Annotated in this window: 15 protein-coding genes; 12 read left to right on the top strand and 3 right to left on the bottom strand. The window is 74.1% G+C overall.

Translation table 11 applies throughout. The features are described 5' to 3' along the window. The first annotated feature begins 98 nt into the window (after positions 1-98). The 3 genes from O7603_RS28785 to gltX are packed head-to-tail and all read left to right on the top strand — an operon-like array spanning position 99 to position 4,180. Positions 99-1,448, top strand: coding sequence for a GH1 family beta-glucosidase (locus tag O7603_RS28785; RefSeq protein ID WP_281572861.1), 1,350 nt, complete (start codon positions 99-101; stop codon positions 1,446-1,448). Beyond that, positions 1,445-2,722: an MFS transporter gene (locus O7603_RS28780; protein WP_281572860.1), complete on the top strand. Its 1,278-nt coding sequence runs from the start codon at positions 1,445-1,447 to the stop codon at positions 2,720-2,722. Before O7603_RS28785 ends, O7603_RS28780 begins: the two co-directional genes overlap by 4 nt. Before the next feature lie 48 nt (positions 2,723-2,770). After that, positions 2,771-4,180 carry a glutamate--tRNA ligase gene (gene gltX, locus O7603_RS28775; RefSeq protein WP_281572859.1) on the top strand — a complete coding sequence of 470 codons (1,410 nt, stop codon included), beginning with the start codon at positions 2,771-2,773 and terminating at the stop codon, positions 4,178-4,180. A 62-nt stretch (positions 4,181-4,242) separates the two neighbouring features. Here the strand turns inward: gltX and O7603_RS28770 are convergent, their stop codons facing one another. Beyond that, positions 4,243-4,869, bottom strand: a complete 627-nt coding sequence (locus O7603_RS28770) for a copper resistance CopC family protein (protein ID WP_281572858.1) — start codon at positions 4,867-4,869, stop codon at positions 4,243-4,245. 245 nt (positions 4,870-5,114) lie between these two features. Between O7603_RS28770 and O7603_RS28765 the strand changes: the two genes are divergently transcribed. Beyond that, a complete protein-coding gene (locus tag O7603_RS28765; RefSeq protein ID WP_281572857.1) occupies positions 5,115-5,756 on the top strand; it encodes a hypothetical protein in 642 nt (213 codons plus the stop codon). A 60-nt stretch (positions 5,757-5,816) separates the two neighbouring features. Here O7603_RS28765 and O7603_RS28760 read toward each other — a convergent pair whose 3' ends face one another. After that, on the bottom strand, positions 5,817-6,206 hold the full coding sequence (locus O7603_RS28760; RefSeq protein WP_281572856.1) for a hypothetical protein: 390 nt from the start codon (positions 6,204-6,206) through the stop codon (positions 5,817-5,819). A 212-nt stretch (positions 6,207-6,418) separates the two neighbouring features. On the opposite strand from O7603_RS28760, the gene O7603_RS28755 reads away from it, so the two are divergent. The 6 genes from O7603_RS28755 (at position 6,419) to O7603_RS28730 (ending at position 12,907) form a co-directional block, all read left to right on the top strand. Then, positions 6,419-7,714: a helix-turn-helix domain-containing protein gene (locus tag O7603_RS28755; RefSeq protein ID WP_281572855.1), complete on the top strand. Its 1,296-nt coding sequence runs from the start codon at positions 6,419-6,421 to the stop codon at positions 7,712-7,714. A gap of 78 nt (positions 7,715-7,792) precedes the next feature. Beyond that, the gene (locus O7603_RS28750) at positions 7,793-8,965 is read left to right on the top strand and encodes an acyltransferase domain-containing protein (protein WP_281572854.1); all 1,173 of its coding nucleotides are present in this window, start codon (positions 7,793-7,795) and stop codon (positions 8,963-8,965) included. Then, positions 8,962-9,906 carry a beta-ketoacyl-ACP synthase III gene (locus tag O7603_RS28745; protein ID WP_281572853.1) on the top strand — a complete coding sequence of 315 codons (945 nt, stop codon included), beginning with the start codon at positions 8,962-8,964 and terminating at the stop codon, positions 9,904-9,906. Before O7603_RS28750 ends, O7603_RS28745 begins: the two co-directional genes overlap by 4 nt. Before the next feature lie 84 nt (positions 9,907-9,990). After that, positions 9,991-10,230: an acyl carrier protein gene (locus tag O7603_RS28740; RefSeq protein ID WP_007072348.1), complete on the top strand. Its 240-nt coding sequence runs from the start codon at positions 9,991-9,993 to the stop codon at positions 10,228-10,230. Between the two features lie 2 nt (positions 10,231-10,232). Beyond that, entirely contained in the window at positions 10,233-11,459 is a 1,227-nt protein-coding gene (fabF, locus tag O7603_RS28735; protein ID WP_281572852.1) for a beta-ketoacyl-ACP synthase II, read from the top strand. A 23-nt stretch (positions 11,460-11,482) separates the two neighbouring features. After that, positions 11,483-12,907, top strand: a complete 1,425-nt coding sequence (locus tag O7603_RS28730; protein WP_281572851.1) for a carboxyl transferase domain-containing protein — start codon at positions 11,483-11,485, stop codon at positions 12,905-12,907. Between the two features lie 50 nt (positions 12,908-12,957). Here the strand turns inward: O7603_RS28730 and O7603_RS28725 are convergent, their stop codons facing one another. Next, positions 12,958-13,176, bottom strand: coding sequence for a hypothetical protein (locus tag O7603_RS28725; protein ID WP_281572850.1), 219 nt, complete (start codon positions 13,174-13,176; stop codon positions 12,958-12,960). 94 nt (positions 13,177-13,270) lie between these two features. On the opposite strand from O7603_RS28725, the gene O7603_RS28720 reads away from it, so the two are divergent. Together O7603_RS28720 and O7603_RS28715 are read left to right on the top strand one after the other, a co-directional pair. After that, positions 13,271-14,170 (top strand): MerR family transcriptional regulator, encoded by a 900-nt coding sequence (locus O7603_RS28720; RefSeq protein WP_281572849.1) that lies wholly within the window; start codon positions 13,271-13,273, stop codon positions 14,168-14,170. Between the two features lie 84 nt (positions 14,171-14,254). Continuing rightward, positions 14,255-16,054 carry an NAD(P)-binding protein gene (locus O7603_RS28715; protein WP_281572848.1) on the top strand — a complete coding sequence of 600 codons (1,800 nt, stop codon included), beginning with the start codon at positions 14,255-14,257 and terminating at the stop codon, positions 16,052-16,054. Position 16,055: the final 1 nt, after the last annotated feature.

Genomic DNA, 16,055 nt, shown 5'->3' with positions numbered 1-16,055 from the left:
GCCGAAAAGCATTGCGCATGAAGTCATCCCGGCCTATGGCGTAATCGCGGAACGCGCCCTAAAGTCCCGAACACGTTTCACGTTGACCGGGAGGGCGCATGCCGACCGCACCGATGCCGCAGTTCCCCACCGGATTCCGCTGGGGCGTCTCCACGTCGGCGTACCAGATCGAGGGCGCGGTCGGCGCGGGCGGACGCGGACCCTCCATCTGGGACACCTTCGCCCACTCCCCGGGCCGGATCAGCGACGGCAGCACCGGCGACGTCGCCTGCGACCACTACCACCGGCACCGGGAGGACGTCGCGCTGCTCGCGGCGCTCGGCGTCTCGGCGTACCGCTTCTCCGTCGCCTGGCCGCGGATCCAGCCGACCGGCGCCGGACCGGCTCACCCCGACGGCCTGGACTTCTACGACCTGCTGGTCGACGACCTGCTCGCCCACGGCGTCGACCCGGTGGCCACCCTGTACCACTGGGACCTGCCGCAGCCCGTCGAGGACGCGGGCGGTTGGCTGAACCGGGACACGGCGGCCCGATTCGCCGAGTACGCCGACCTGGTCGCGGCCCGGCTGGGCGACCGGGTCCGGCTCTGGATCACGCTGAACGAGCCGTTCATCCACATGAGCCTCGGCTACGGGATGGGCGTGCACGCCCCCGGCCGGATGCTGCTCTTCGACGCCTTCCCGGTGGCCCACCACCAACTGCTCGGCCACGGCCTGGCGGTCGCCGCCCTGCGCGCCCGCACCACCAGCCCGGTCGCCATCGCCAACAACTACTCGCCCGTGCGGGTGCTCGGCGACACCGACGCCGACCGGGCCGCGGGCGCGGCGTACGAGGCGCTGCACAACCGGGTCTTCACCGACCCGCTGTTCGGCCGGGGCTACCCGGCGGGCGCCGCCGCCGACCCGGCGCTGGTCCACGAGGACGACCTGGCGACCATCGCCGCCCCGATCGACGTGCTCGGCGTCAACTACTACAACCCGACCGGCGTACGCGCCCCGGCGGAGGGGTCGCCGCTGCCGTTCGAGTTGGTGCCGCTGGACGGCTATCCGCGTACCGCGTTCGACTGGCCGGTGGCCCCGGACGGCCTGCACGAGCTGCTCGGCTGGCTGCACCGCACGTACGGCGACGCGCTGCCGCCGATCGAGATCACCGAGAGCGGCTGCGCGTACGACGACGCGCCCGGGCCGGACGGGCGGGTACACGATCCGGACCGGATCGCGTACCTCGACGGGCACCTGCGGGCGGTCCGGGCGGCCCTCGACGACGGCGTCGACGTGCGCGGGTACTTCGTCTGGTCGCTGCTGGACAACTGGGAGTGGGCGGAGGGTTTCACCAAGCGCTTCGGCCTGGTGCATGTGGACTACGCCAGCCAGGTCCGCACTCCGAAGTCCTCGTACGCCTGGCTCCGGGACGTCATCGCGGCCGCGCGCCGGGAGCCGACGCGGTGACCACGGTCGACCCGACGCCCACGTCGCTGCCGGCGGCGCTGGCCGAGCCGACCGCGCCGGTCCGGCGGAGTTGGATCGCGCTGGTCTTCGCGGCCAACCTCGGGGTGTGGATGGCCTTCTTCACCCCGATCCAGGTGCTGCTGCCGCAGCAGATCGAGCGGATCGCCCAGGGTGACAAGGAGGCGATGCTGGCGGTGGTCACCGGGCTGGGGGCGCTCGCCGCGGTGATCGCCAACCCGCTCGCGGGCGCGCTGTCCGACCGGACCTGCCTGCGGGTGGCCGGGCGGGAGTTCGGCCGCCGGCACGCCTGGACCGCCGGCGGCGCGCTGATCGGGGCGCTGGCCCTGGCGCTGCTCGCGCAGCAGCGGACCGTGCTCGGGGTGACGCTGGCCTGGGTCGCCGCCCAGGTCTGCTTCAACGCGATGTTGGCCAGCCTCACCGCGGCCATCCCGGACCGGGTGCCGGTCGCCCAGCGGGGCGGCGTCTCCGGCTGGGTGGGCATCCCGCAGGCGCTCGGGCTGGTGGTGGGCGCGGTGCTGGTCACGGCCGTGGTCACCGGCAACGCCGCGGGTTATTACGCGATCGCGCTCGCCGTGCTGGTGCTGGCGCTGCCGTTCGCGCTGCTCACCTCGGACGACCCGCTGCCCCGGGCGCACCGGCCGGTGCTGCGGCTGCGCGCCCTGCTCGCCTCCATGTGGGTCAGCCCACGCCGGCACCCCGACTTCGCCTGGGCCTGGTTCACCCGGTTCCTGGTCCAGACCGGCAACGCGCTGGGCACCCTCTACCTGCTGTACTTCCTCACCGACGGGGTGCGGGTGCCCGACCCGGAGGGCGCCCTGCTGGTGCTGATCCTGCTCTACACGCTGGGCATGATGCTCACCGCCGTGGTCTCCGGGCGGCTCTCCGACCGCTCCGGACGGCGCAAGATCTTCGTGATCACCTCGGGTCTGATCATGGCGGTGGCGGCGGTGCTGCTCGCGGTCGCCCCGGTCTGGCCGATGGCGGTGGTCGCCGCGTTGCTGCTCGGCGCCGGCTACGGGGTCTACCTCTCGGTGGACGCGGCGTTGATCACCCAGGTGCTGCCCCGGGCCACCGACCGGGCCAAGGACCTCGGCGTGATCAACATCGCGAACTCGGCGCCGCAGGTGCTCGGGCCGGCGCTCTCCGCGCCGATCGTGGTGCATCTGGGCGGATACCCGACGCTCTACGCGGTGACGGCCGCGGTGACCCTGCTCGGCAGCGCCCTCGTGGTGAGGATCCGCTCGGTGCCCTGAGCGGCACCCCTGGCCGAATACGGTCGCGCAGCGCCGTAGGCTGGTGGCGTGACGGTACGTGTACGCTTCGCCCCCTCCCCGACCGGAATGTTCCACGTCGGCGGCGCCCGCTCGGCCCTGCAGAACTGGATCTACGCCAAGCAGCAGGGCGGGGTGTTCGTGCTCCGCATCGAGGACACCGACGCGGCCCGCAACAAGCCCGAGTGGACCGAGGGCATCCTCTCCGCGCTGGACTGGATCGGCATCGAGCGCACCAGCTACGAGGGTCCGCACTTCCAGTCGGAGAACGCCCACGAGCACCGGGCCGCCGCGCAGCGGCTCTACGAGTCGGGTCGGGCGTACTACTGCGACTGCACGCGGGAGGACGTCCAGGCCCGCACCGGCTCGCAGTACTCCGGGTACGACGGCTACCACCGGGACCGTGGGCTCGGCCCGGGCGAGGGGCGCGCGCTGCGATTCCGTACGCCGGACGAGGGCGAGACCGTCGTGGTCGACCTGATCCGCGGCGAGCCGACCTTCGAGAACAAGCTGATCGAGGACTTCGTGATCGCGCGCGGCGACGGCTCGCCGGTCTTCCTGCTGGCCAACGTCGTGGACGACATGATCATGGGGATCACCCACGTGATCCGGGCCGAGGAGCACCTGCCGAACACCCCGAAGCAGCAGCTCCTCTGGGACGCCCTCGGGGTCAAGCCGCCGATCTGGGCGCACGTGCCGGTGGTGGTCAACGAGAAGCGGCAGAAGCTCTCCAAGCGTCGCGACAAGGTCGCCCTCGAGGCGTACCGGGACGAGGGCTACCTGGCCGACGCGATGCGCAACTACCTGATGCTGCTCGGCTGGGCGCCCTCCGGCGACCGGGAGATCGTCCCCTGGTCGGTGATCGAGGAGGAGTTCCGGCTGGAGGAGGTCAACCCCTCGCCGGCGTTCTTCGACGAGAAGAAGCTGCGCGCGTTCAACGGGGAGTACATCCGGGCGCTGTCGGTGGACGAGTTCGTCGCCGCCTGTCAGCCGTGGCTGACCGGGACCGACACCATCGCGCCGCCGCCGTGGCGGCCGGAGGAGTTCGACGCGGCGGCGTTCGCGGCCGTCGCGCCGCTGGCCCAGACCCGGATCGCGGTGCTCAGCGAGATCGTGCCGAACGTCGACTTCCTCTTCCTGGCCACGCCGCTGATCGAGGAGGCGGCCTGGGCGAAGGCGATGAAGGAGGGCTCGGCGGAGCTGCTGGACGCCGCGACGGCGGCCTTCGAGGCGCTGGAGTCCTGGGACGCGGAGTCCACCAAGGCCGCGCTGGAGGCGGTCGGCGCCGAGCGGGGCCTCAAGCTGGGCAAGGCGCAGGCCCCGGTCCGGGTGGCGGTCACCGGCCGGACCGTGGGGCTTCCGCTGTTCGAGTCGCTGGAGGTGCTGGGCCGGGAGCGCACCCTCACGCGGTTGCGCGCCGCCCGGGTCCGCCTGGTCTGACGGCAGGACTCACACGGTCGGCGCCGGTTTCCGGACCGGCGCCGACCGCTCCGCTCCGCCCCTCACCCACCGTGATTCCGGCCCGCTCGGCGGCGGAGCAGAAGGCCGGTCACCAGGGCGGCGAGCAGCACCAGGCCGGCGAGCGCCCAGAGCCAGCCGGTGCGGTCGTCCCGCTCGTCCGCCGCGGGCACGACCGCCGCTGTCGGGCTGGCGCCGTCCGGCCCGGTCGTCGCCGCCGTGGGGGTGACCGGCGGGCTCGCGGCCGACGCCGTGAGCGAGGCGGCGCCGGTGGGCGACGGGGAGGCGGAGGGGTCGGCCGCGGTGCCGGTGGTGAGGGTGAACCGCACCTCCCCGGTGACCGGATGCCCGTCGCCGGACGCCACCTGGTAGCCCACGATGTAGAGTCCCGCCCGGCCCGGCTTGAACGGCACGCGCACCCGGCTGCCGGAGAAGGTCGGCGCCCCGCCCGCGGCGGCCACATTGTCCGGTCCGGTCACTGTGATCTTCGTCGTACGCGGGTCCAGTCGGGACAGGAACCGCAGCTCGATCCGGGCCGGCGCGGTCGCCACCCGAGCGCCGTCGCGCGGGTCACTGCCGGTCAGCGAGTTGTGCGCCAAGGCCGGCGTCGGCGGCAGCAACAACGACACACCGAGCGCCACGCCGAACACCCCTGGCACGAGGCGCGCCACACGTGCGACCCTGCCCCCCATAGCCCCCTCCTGAAAGGTACGATCCGCCCGCTGATCAACGGCTGCTCATTAGTCGAGCCGAGATCGCACATAGTTCCAATTACTGTTCCACGTGCTGCAACCTATCGACATTCTGCGGAGTCTTGAAGGTGGGCAGACGTCCGGCCGGCGGGCCGGTCGTCCGCGGCAGGACCGGGACGTCAGGCGCAGTGAAGCCACCCATCGAACGGGGCGAGGAGGCGGCTATGGTCCGACAGGTGGGGCGGCTGGCCGCCGTGCTGGCCGGCGTGCTCACGGCGGCTCTGGTCGGCCTCGCCGGCCCGGCGCAGGCCGCACCGAAGCCGCCACCCGGCGTGGACATCACCGGTGCGGGGCTGGCCGAGCCGCTGCGGCTGCGCTCGGACGCGCAGCCCGCGCACGTGAACGCCCTGATCGACCAGGTCAGCTTCCTCGGCCGCACCGGCTCGCCCAGCGGGCCGAAGGCCGCCGACCTCGGTCCGAAGTACACGATCGTGGTGCTGGCCGGAGACACGCCGAAGCAGACGTACGACCTCTACCCGAAGGCTGCCGGTGGCCCGCGGGTCTACCGGCCGGCCAAACAGCCGGACTCGCGGAAGACCAGCGCCGGCTGGTTCCTCGGCCGGCTCTCCATGTCCGAGACCCTGCGCACCGCGGGGGTGCCGCTCGAGCGGCAGTACGACACGGTCAGCGGCGGCGTCGGCGGCGGCGAGCGGGTGATCCCGGAGGACTCGCTCAACCCGGGCCGGGACATCGACCAGGCGCTCGGCGAGCTTCAGCGCCTGCTGCTGCTCAACGTCGCGGTCATGCTGGTCATCACCACGGGGCTCGCCGGGATCGCGCTGCTCATCCGCCGTCGCACCCGCTGACCCCGCGCGCGGCTTCGCGCTGCCCGGCCGGGCCGAGGTGACCGTCGACCCGGACGTCGATCAGCACCAACGGCGCGGTGGGCGCTCCCGCCGACCGCCCCGCTGGCGGGGGCGGACCGGCCCGTGCCGGTGGGCGCCGGCCCAGCCGGGCAGGTCGCTGCGGCAGCCCCAGGTCACCGGAACGGGCTCGGGCTCGACCGGTGGGGTCGGCTCTCCGGCCCGCTGACGGGGCACCGGGGCGTCCTCGTCGGCCCGTTCGGCCGGCCAGCCGCCGACCGCTTCGGCCGACCAGCCGCCGACCGCTTCGCCCGGCCAGCCGGCGACCGGATCCGCCGGGAGCGACGGTAACCCGCCGGCCAGCTGGCGGTGCTTGGCGACCGGCTGCTCGTGGTGGCCCGGTCGGCAGGGCTCCCCCTGGGCGCAGCCGTGCTCGGCCTCCCCCTGCGCCATCCCGGTCTCCTCACGCTCGCCCTCGCCCGCCGGCCGGCAGCGCCGACGTGCCCTGTCACCGTACTGGCCGGGTCGGACGGGCCGCGCAGGGCCCGACCGGGACGCCCATCACCCGGACCGACCGCGTGGCGCGGACCGGCGACGGCGGAGGCGGCCCGACGGCCCCACGCGGGGCCGGACCGGGCAGTCGGCCGTCAGGCCGGGTGCCCGGCGTGGAGACGCAGCTCAGGGCATGTCAGGCTGGAGTGGTGGGGAACGAGCCGGCCGACGCGGAGCTGAGCGCCACGCTGCGCCGTATCGAACGGGCAGCGGGGGCGTTGGCGACTGCCAGCGTGGCGCGGATGGACGAGACGCTGCCCTGGTTCCGGGCCCTCCCGGCCGATCAGCGCTCCTGGGTCATGCTGGTGGCCCAGGCCGGCGTCCGGTCGCTGGTGCAGTGGCTGCGCTCGGGGGGCGGCACCACCGACAGCACCCAGGAGGTCTCCGACGAGGTCTTCGCCACGGCCCCACAGGCGCTGGCCCGCTCGATCACCCTCCAGCAGACGGTGGCACTGATCAAGGTCACCATCGACGTGGTGGAGGAGCAGGTCCCCCACGTGGCCGCCGAGGGCGAGGAGCAGCAGCTGCGCGACGCGGTGCTGCGCTTCTCGCGCGAGATCGCGTTCGCCGCCGCCCGCGTGTACGCCCGCGCCGCCGAGTCCCGGGGCGCCTGGGACGCCCGGCTGCAGGCGCTGCTGGTCGACGCGCTGCTGCGCGGGGACTCACCGGACGTGCTGGCGAGCCGCGCGGCGGCGCTGGGCTGGGCGGACGCGCCGCCCGTGGCGGTGGCGGTGGGCCGCTCCCCCGGCGGGGAGGTGTCGGCCGTGCTGCACACCGTCTACCGGCAGGCCCGCCGGATCGGGGCCGACGTGATCGGTGGCGTGCACGGCGACCGTCTGGTCGTCGTGCTCGGCGGTGCCGCGGACCCGGTGGCCGCCACCGGAAAGCTGCTGTCCGCGTTCGGCGACGGCCCGGTGGTGGTCGGGCCGGCGGTGCCGAGTCTGGACGAGGCGACCGAGTCCGCCCGAGCCGCGCTGGCCGGGTTCCGCGCGGCGCCGGCCTGGCCGACCGCGCCCCGCCCGGTGCCCGCCGCCGACCTGCTGCCCGAGCGGGCTCTGGCCGGCGACGCGGAGGCGCGTCGGCGGCTGCGGCACGACGTGTACGCCGTGCTGGTCCGCGCGGGTGGTGAGCTGCTGGAGACGCTGGACGCCTTCTTCGCCGCCAGCGGCACGCTGGAGAGCGCCGCGCGGGCGTTGTTCGTGCATCCGAACACCGTCCGCTACCGGCTGCGCCGGATCGCCGAGATGACCGGCTTCTCGCCGCTCGCCCCGCGGGACGCGTTCGCGCTCCAGGTGGCCCTCACCGTCGGGCGGCTGGACCCAGTGGTCCCGGCGGTCCCGACCCAGACATTGGGGCCAGCCGCGAGTAAATCGTCACAGACAGGTGATGATCACCGCCGATCTTTGTAGGATCCCTCCAAAGGTCCTAGTGCGGTTTGGTCGAGGGCGGCACAGCGCTACCCACGCGTATCCGGGAGAGTCATAGACGTGCTGGCCGTACTTTCCCCCGGGCAGGGTTCCCAGAAGCCCGGATTCCTGACCCCCTGGCTCGACCTCGAGGGCGCCGAGGCGCGACTGCGCTGGTGGTCCGCCCTGGCCGGGGTCGATCTCGTGCACCTCGGCACCGCCGCGGACGCCGACGAGATCAAGGACACCGCCCGCACCCAGCCGCTGCTGGTCGCCGCCGCGCTGCTCGCGGCCGAGCACCTGCCGATGCACGACGTGGCGGTCACCGCCGGGCACAGCGTCGGCGAGCTGGGGGCCGCCGCGCTGGCCGGGGTGCTCTCCGCCGAGGCCGCTGTCACCCTCGCCGGCGTACGCGGTCGGGAGATGGCCGCCGCCTGCGCGCTGGAGCCGACCGGGATGGCCGCCGTGCTGGGCGGGGACCCGGCCGAGGTGCTCGCCGCGATCGAGGCGCACGGGCTGCACCCGGCCAACCGCAACGGGGCCGGCCAGGTCGTCGCCGCCGGGTCGCTGGACGGCCTCGACAAGCTCGCCGCCGAGCCCCCGGCGAAGGCGCGGATCATCCGGCTCCAGGTGGCCGGCGCGTTCCACACGCCGTACATGGCGCCGGCGGAGGCCGCGCTGGCCGCGGTGGCCGCCGGGATCACCCCCGCCGACCCGACCCGGATCCTGCTGTCCAACCGTGACGGCTCCGCGGTCAACCACGGGCGGGACATGGTGCAGCGGCTGGTCCGCCAGGTCACCGCCCCGGTCCGCTGGGACCTCTGCATGCGCACGCTGGCCGACCTCGGCGTCACCGGCGTGATCGAGCTTCCCCCGGCCGGCACCCTGGCCGGCCTGGTGAAGCGGGAACTGAAGGGCGGCAACGCCCCGGAGATCGTCACCCTGAACACCCCGGACGACCTGCCGGCCGCGCGCGACCTCATCGCGCGGCACGGCGCGGCGCCGAGCCACGAGCCGGCCATCCAGTTCCGGGTCGTCGTCGCCCCGTCCGCCGGCACCTTCACGCCGGCCGGGGGCCTGGCCGAGGGCGAGACCGTCCGTGCCGGCCAGGTGATCGGCCACGTCGCCACCCGACAGGGTCCGGTCGACGTGGCCGCGCACGACAGCGGCGTGCTCACGGAATGGCTCGCCCACCACGACGACCCGGTCGCGCCGGGCCAACCGCTCGCCCGCATCGGAGGACAGAACTCATGACCGGAAGCCGGATCGTCGCCCTGGGGCACTACCAGCCCTCCCGGGTGGTCACCAACGACGACCTCGCCCGCATGGTCGACACCAACGACGAGTGGATCCGGGACCGGGTCGGCATCGTCACCCGGCGGATCGCCGACGGTGAGACGGTGGCCGACATGGCCGCGGCCGCCGCCGGCAAGGCGCTGGCCAACTCCGGCCTCACCGCCGCCGACATCGACCTGGTCGTGGTCGCCACCTGCACCTCGGTCGACCGCAGCCCCAACGTGGCCTGCCGGGTCGCCGCCAAGCTCGGCATCAGCGCGCCCGGGGCGTACGACATCAACACGGCCTGCTCGGGCTTCGCATACGCGCTGGGCACCGTCGACCACGCGATCCGCGCCGGCGCGTCGCGCAACGCGATCGTGATCGGCGCCGAGAAGCTCTCCGACTTCACCGACTGGACCGACCGCTCGACGTGCATCATCTTCGGCGACGGGGCGGGGGCCGCGGTGATCACCGCCGCCGCCGAGGACGAGCCGGCCGGGGTCGGCCCGGTGGTCTGGGGCTCGGTGCCGGAGAAGAGCGAGGCGGTGCGGATCGAGGGCTGGCGCCCGTACATCCAGCAGGAGGGCCAGGCGGTGTTCCGCTGGGCCACCACCGAGCTGGCCCCGCTGGCCCTCCAGGCGTGCGAGCGCGCCGGGGTGGACCCGTCCGAGCTGGCGGCGTTCGTGCCGCACCAGGCCAACGCGCGGATCATCGACGGCATCGCCAAGCGGCTCAACATCCCCGACGCGATCATCGCGAAGGACATCGTAGAGTCCGGCAACACCTCCGCGGCGAGCGTGCCGCTGGCCCTGTCCAAGCTGGTCGAGCGGCGGGAGGTGCCCTCCGGGGCGCCGGTGCTGCTCTTCGGCTTCGGCGGCGGCCTGACCTACGCCGGACAGGTCGTCCGGTGCCCCTGAGTCCCGCCTCGGCACGTGCGTGCCGACGGAACGTCGGCGGCGAGGCCGCCGACGCGATCAACCCGATGAGAGGAACCCACCGCAATGACCCGTGACGAGATCACCGCCGGCCTCGCCGAGATCCTCGAGGAGGTTGCCGGGGTGAACCCGGACGACGTGGCCGAGGGGAAGTCCTTCACCGACGACCTGGACGTCGACTCGCTCTCCATGGTGGAGGTCGTGGTGGCGGCCGAGGAGAAGTTCGGCGTCAAGATCCCGGACAACGAGGTGCAGAACCTGAAGACCGTCGGAGACGCGGTCTCCTACATCGAGGCGCAGTCCTGATCATGACTCGCCCCGACGTCGTCGTCACCGGGCTCGGCGCGACGACCCCGCTCGGCGGGGACGTCGCGTCGACCTGGGACGCCATGGTCGCCGGCCGCTCCGGGGTGAGTGCGCTCACCCAGGAGTGGGCGGCACAACTGCCGGTACGGATCGCCGCGCAGCTGGCCGTCGAGCCGTCCGAGGTGCTGGACCGGGTCAAGCTGCGCCGGCTGGACCGGTCCCAGGCGATCGCGGTCATCGCGGCGCGGCAGGCCTGGGCGGACGCCGGGCTGGCCGACGCCGGGCTGGACCAGGAGCGGCTCGCCGTCAGCGTCGGCTCCGGCATCGGCGGCGCGACCACCCTGCTCGCCCAGGACGACATCCTGGAGGCCTCCGGGCCGCGCCGGGTCTCCCCGCACACCGTGCCGATGCTGATGCCGAACGGCCCGGCCGCCTTCGTCGGGCTCGAGCTCGGCGCGAAGGCCGGCGTGCACTCGGTGGCCAGCGCCTGCGCGACCGGTGCGGAGGCGATCGCGCTCGGCCTGGACATCATCCGGGCCGGCCGCGCCGACGTGGTGGTGGCCGGCGGCACCGAGGCGGTCATCCACCCGCTGCCGATCGCCGGTTTCGCCTCGATGCGGGCCATGTCCACCCGCAACGACGATCCGGAGCGCGCCTCCCGGCCGTGGGACAAGGGCCGGGACGGGTTCGTCCTCGGCGAGGGCGCGGGGATCGTCGTTCTGGAGCGGGCCGAGCACGCCGCCGCCCGGGGGGCCCGGGTGTACGCCCGCCTCGCCGGCGCCGGCATCACCTCCGACGCGTACGACATCGTGCAGCCGCACGCGGAGGGTGAGGGCGCGATCCGGGCGATCTCCCGGGCCATCGCCGACGCGGACATCGCCAAGCGCGACATCGTCCACGTCAACGCGCACGCCACGTCGACCCCGGTCGGCGACATGCTGGAGATCGGCGCGCTGCACAAGGCGCTCGGCGACCACCCCGTGCTGTCCGCGACCAAGTCGATGACCGGGCACCTGCTCGGCGCGGCCGGTGCGCTGGAGTCGATCGCCACCATCCTGGCCATCCGCAACGGTGTCGTCCCCCCGACGATCAACCTCGATGACCCGGACGAAGCCCTCACGATGGATGTGGCCGCCCACAAGGCGCGCCACATGGAGGTCCCCGCCGCGCTGAACAACGCGTTCGGATTCGGCGGCCACAACGTGGCTCTCGTCTTCGCGCGGGCCTGAGACCACAGCCACTGGAGGCTCACGTGACCACCACCGCCCTCGACGAGGACACCGCGACAGCGGACTACCGGGATCCAGAGGTCCGCCTCCGGGCCCTGTTCGACGCGGGTTCGCTGCGCCTGCTGGCCCCCCGGGACACGTCCGGGGTGCTGTGGGCGCGCGGTGAGATCGAGGGCACGCCCACCATCGCGTACGCCACCGACGCGACGAGGATGGGTGGCGCGATGGGCAGCGAGGGGTGCCGGCACATCGTCGACGCGATCGACACCGCGGTGCGGGAGCGGGTGCCGGTGCTCGGTCTCTGGCACTCCGGTGGCGCCCGGCTGGCGGAGGGCGTGGTCGCGCTCGACGCCGTCGGGCAGGTCTTCGCGGCGATGGTCCGGGCGTCCGGCCGGGTGCCGCAGATCTCTGTGGTGCTCGGCCCGGCGGCCGGCGGCGCGGCGTACGGGCCGGCGCTGACCGACATCGTGGTGATGAGCGGGGCCGGCCGGATCTTCGTGACCGGCCCCGAGGTGGTCCGCAGCGTGACCGGTGAACAGGTCGACATGGAGCGCCTCGGCGGCCCCGAGCCGCACGGCCGCCGCTCCGGCGTGGTCCACGTGACCTGCGCCGACGACGGGGAGGCGCTGGCCGAGTCGCGCAAGCTCGCCGCGCTGCTCGGTCACCAGGGCCGGCTCTGCCCGGACGACGTGGCGGCCGGCGGCGAGGACGGGCACGACCTGGCCGCCCGGATGCCGACCGAGACCAACCGGGCGTACGACGTGAAGCCGGTGGTCAAGGCGCTGCTCGACGCGCCGGGCGTGGAGCTGCACGCCAAGTGGGCGCCGAACATCGTCACCACGCTCGGCCGGTTCGCCGGCCGGACGGTCGGCGTCATCGCCAACAACCCGCTGCGGCTGGGCGGTTGCCTCGACGCGGCCAGCGCGGAGAAGGCAGCCCGGTTCGTGCGGATGTGCGACTCCCTCGGCGTGCCGCTCATCGTGCTGGTCGACGTGCCGGGCTACCTGCCCGGCCTCGGTCAGGAGTGGGACGGCGTGGTGCGGCGCGGGGCGAAGCTGCTGCACGCCTTCGCCGAGGCCGTGGTGCCCCGGGTGACCCTGGTGACCCGGAAGGCGTACGGCGGCGCGTACATCGCGATGAACTCGCACTCGCTCGGCGCCACCGCGGTCTTCGCCTGGCCGAACGCGGAGGTCGCGGTGATGGGCGCGAGCGCGGCGGTGAACATCCTGCACCGCAAGCGGCTCGCCGCCGCTCCGGTGGAGGAGCGGGAGGCGCTGCGGGCCCAGCTGATCGAGGAGCAGGTCCGGGTCGCCGGCGGGGTCAACCGGGCGTTGGAGATCGGGGTGATCGACGACGTGATCAAGCCGGCGGAGACGCGGCGCCGGATCGCCGAGGCGCTCGCCGCGGCCCCGGCCGCCCGGGGCGCACACGGCAACATCCCGCTGTAGCTCTGACGACGAAGGGCCCGCGCTCGGTGAGCGCGGGCCCTTCGCGGTGGTCACCCCTGGTTGCGCGGGTGCCGCTTCGCGGTCCGCTCGTTGCCCCGGCGGTAGTTGCCGGTCCACCGCGCCATCACCAGCTGCGGTTCGTCGTCGACCTCGGCGAGGAACTGTGCCGCCCGGCCACCGCGCAGCGTGCCCGCGACGCGACCGTGGTGCATGATCACCACGGCGCCGTCGGCCCGTTCGACGTACCGGAATCCCTGTGCCTCTCCCATCCGTCGAGGCTGTCAGGTCGGCCGCGGGCCGCGCGACCGGATTCCGGCCGATCGGGTTGACTCTCCAGCGACTGGAGACGGGAGGGTGACCGACGTGAACGACCGCACCGACCTGTTCAGCATCGGCCAGCTCGCCCGGCGGACCGGGCTGTCGGTCCGGACCATCCGGTTCTGGTCCGACCTGGACCTGCTGCCCCCGACCGCCCGCTCGGCCGGCGGCTACCGGCTCTACGACGCGGCCGCGGTGGCCCGACTGGAGCTGCTGCGCAGCCTTCGCGAGCTGGGGATCGGCCTGGACGACGTACGCCGGATCCTGAACCGGCAGACCAGCGTCCGGGAGGTGGCGCAGGCACACGTCCGGGCGCTGGACGCGGAGATCCAGACCCTGCGGCTGCGCCGGGCGGTGTTGCGGTCGGTCACTCGACGCGGCAGCACGACCGAGGAGTTGAGACTCATGAACGACCTGGCCCGCCTCTCCGCCCGGGAGCGGCAGCAGATCATCGACGACTTCGTCGCCGAGGTGTTCGCCGGCCTCGACGGCCGCCCCGGTGCCGGTCTGGCCGAGGCGATGCGCACGATGCCCGCGGAGCTGCCCGACGAGCCGACCGACGCGGAGGTGGACGCCTGGCTGGAGCTGGCCGAACTGGTCGCCGACCCGGACTTCCGCCGCCGCGTACGCGACATGGCGGTGGCCGGGTCGGACGATACCGCCCCGCCGCCGCAACCCCTGATGTCCATCGACTCGGCACGGGAGGCGCTGGCCGCCGGCGTCGCCCCCGACTCCGACGAGGCGCGGGCGGTGCTGGCCGGGATGGTCGACCCGGCGCTCTCCCCGGAGCAGCGGCGGAAGCTGGCCGACGACATGGCCGCCTTCACCGACCACCGGGTGGAGCGGTACTGGCAGCTCATCGGCGTGCTCAACCGGCGGCCGCCGTTCCCGCCCGCGGTACCGGCGGTGGAGTGGCTGATCGCCGCCCTGCGCGCCGACCGCTGAACGGCCGACGGGCCCCGCCGCGGGCCCGTCGGCGCGTCACTTTCCGTTTCCGTCCGGGTTGGACCGGGCGGCTACGATGCGGCCGTGTCCGACCACACCAGCCCGGCCGACCCACCCGGCCAGCGGTTCGTGGTCTGCGGCGACGGCACCCTCGCCCGCCGCCTAGTCGCCGAGCTGGTCGACCGCTACGGCGTCGCGGTCACGGTGGTGCTGCCGTCGCTGACCGAGAACCACGCTCCGGACATCGCGGAGTTCGGGCCGGAGACCGGAGAGTCGGCGCTGCGGCCGGAGATCCTGGTGGCCCGCCGGCTGACCGCGGAGGTGCTGGAGCGCGCCGGGGCACGGCACGCGGCGGCGGTGGCGCTGGTCGGCCAGGACGACGTGACCAACGTGGACGCCGCGATGATGGTTCGCGAGCTGGACCCGGACGTGCGGCTCGTGGTCCGCCTGTTCAATCCGGTGCTCGGCGAGGGTGTGGCCACCATGCTCGGTGACTGCGCGGTGCTGTCCGGTTCGGAGATCGCCGCCCCGGCGTTCGTGGCCGCCACCCTCGGCGACGAGGCCCCGACCTACCTGCGGCTCGGCGACGACGAGCGGCTCCGTACGGCCAGCCGGCGAACGCTCGACGCGACCGCCGACGTCGTCTGCGCTCTCGCGGACACCGACGGCCCCGAGCCGGACACGCTGCCCGCCGACGAGGCGAGCGCCGACCTGGTCCTCGTCCGGGCGTACGGTCAGCGGCGCACCGAGCCGCCCCGCCGGCGACCACGGCTGCTGCGCACCACCGGCCTGCTCTTCGGCCGGAATCTGCGCCTGGCGCTGGGCGGGACGGCCGTGCTGTTCGCCGTCGCCGCCGCGGTGCTGGCGTACGCCCGCGGCGTGCCACCCACCGATGCGGCCTACCTCGTCCTGCTCACGGCGTTGGGCGGCGCGGACGCCGACCCGGCCGCCTCGACCGTCGAGAAGGTGACCGCGGTGGTGCTGGCGATCGCCGGCGTCGCCCTGGTGCCGACGGTCACCGCGTTGGTCGTCGACGCGCTGGTGCACGCCCGGCTGAAGGTCGCCGCCGGCGGGCTCCCCGACCCGGTCGCCGGCCACGTGATCGTGGTCGGCCTGGGCAACATCGGCACCCGCGTCCTCCACGAGCTGCACGCCTTCGGCATGACCGTGGTCGGCGTCGACCGGGGAGAGTCCGCGCGGGGTGTGGCGGTCGCCCGGGAGCTCAGGCTGCCCGTGGTCATCGGCGACGCCACGAGTGCGGAGACGCTGCGCGCCGCGTCGGTGCAGACCAGCCGGGCGCTGGTGGTGCTCACCTCGGACGACGTGACGAATCTGGAGACCGCCCTGCTGGGGCGCTCCGCGCACCAGGAGGCCGGCCGGACGGACGGGAAGCTGCGGGTCGTGCTGCGGCTCTTCGACGACGGCTTCGCCCAACGGGTGCAGCGGACCTTCGGCCTCACCCGCTCGCGCAGCGTGTCGTACCTCGCCGCGCCGGCGTTCGCCGCCGCCATGATGGGCCGCGAGGTGATCGACACCATCTCGGTCGGCCGCCGGGTGCTGCTCGTCGCCGAACTCCCGGTCGGCGCCGGCTCGGACATCGAGGGGCGGTACTGCCCCGACGTTTCCGTACCCGGCGAGGTGCGGGTGATCGCGATGCGCACCGGTCGGGCCGGTCAGACCATCTGGTCCCTGCCGGAGCGTCGCCCGCTGGTCCGGACCGACACGCTGATCGTGGTGGCGACCCGGGCCGGGCTCGCCGCGCTGCTGCCCCGGACCGTGCCCAGCCCGGACCCACCACCCATGCCGGAGGAGACGCCGTTGCGGCTGCTCACCACGCCCGCGCGCCGCCGGCCCGACGAGCCGGCGCCGGAGCCCTCGGCCTGAC

Source organism: Micromonospora sp. WMMD812 (assembly GCF_027497215.1).
In the GTDB taxonomy this organism is placed as follows: Bacteria; Actinomycetota; Actinomycetes; order Mycobacteriales; family Micromonosporaceae; genus Micromonospora.
Note: the sequence above shows the minus strand (reverse complement) of the source record. Positions and strands in the feature narration are given on the sequence as shown.

Excerpts from the sequence above, each read along its gene's own strand:
- O7603_RS28785 (WP_281572861.1), top strand. The coding sequence starts at position 99 with ATGCCGACCGCACCGATGCCGCAGTTCCCCACCGGATTCCGCTGGGGC.
- O7603_RS28740 (WP_007072348.1), top strand. The coding sequence starts at position 9,991 with ATGACCCGTGACGAGATCACCGCCGGCCTCGCCGAGATCCTCGAGGAG.
- O7603_RS28725 (WP_281572850.1), bottom strand. The coding sequence starts at position 13,176 with ATGGGAGAGGCACAGGGATTCCGGTACGTCGAACGGGCCGACGGCGCC.
- O7603_RS28765 (WP_281572857.1), top strand. The coding sequence starts at position 5,115 with ATGGTCCGACAGGTGGGGCGGCTGGCCGCCGTGCTGGCCGGCGTGCTC.
- O7603_RS28745 (WP_281572853.1), top strand. The coding sequence starts at position 8,962 with ATGACCGGAAGCCGGATCGTCGCCCTGGGGCACTACCAGCCCTCCCGG.
- O7603_RS28760 (WP_281572856.1), bottom strand. The coding sequence starts at position 6,206 with ATGGCGCAGGGGGAGGCCGAGCACGGCTGCGCCCAGGGGGAGCCCTGC.
- fabF (WP_281572852.1), top strand. The coding sequence starts at position 10,233 with ATGACTCGCCCCGACGTCGTCGTCACCGGGCTCGGCGCGACGACCCCG.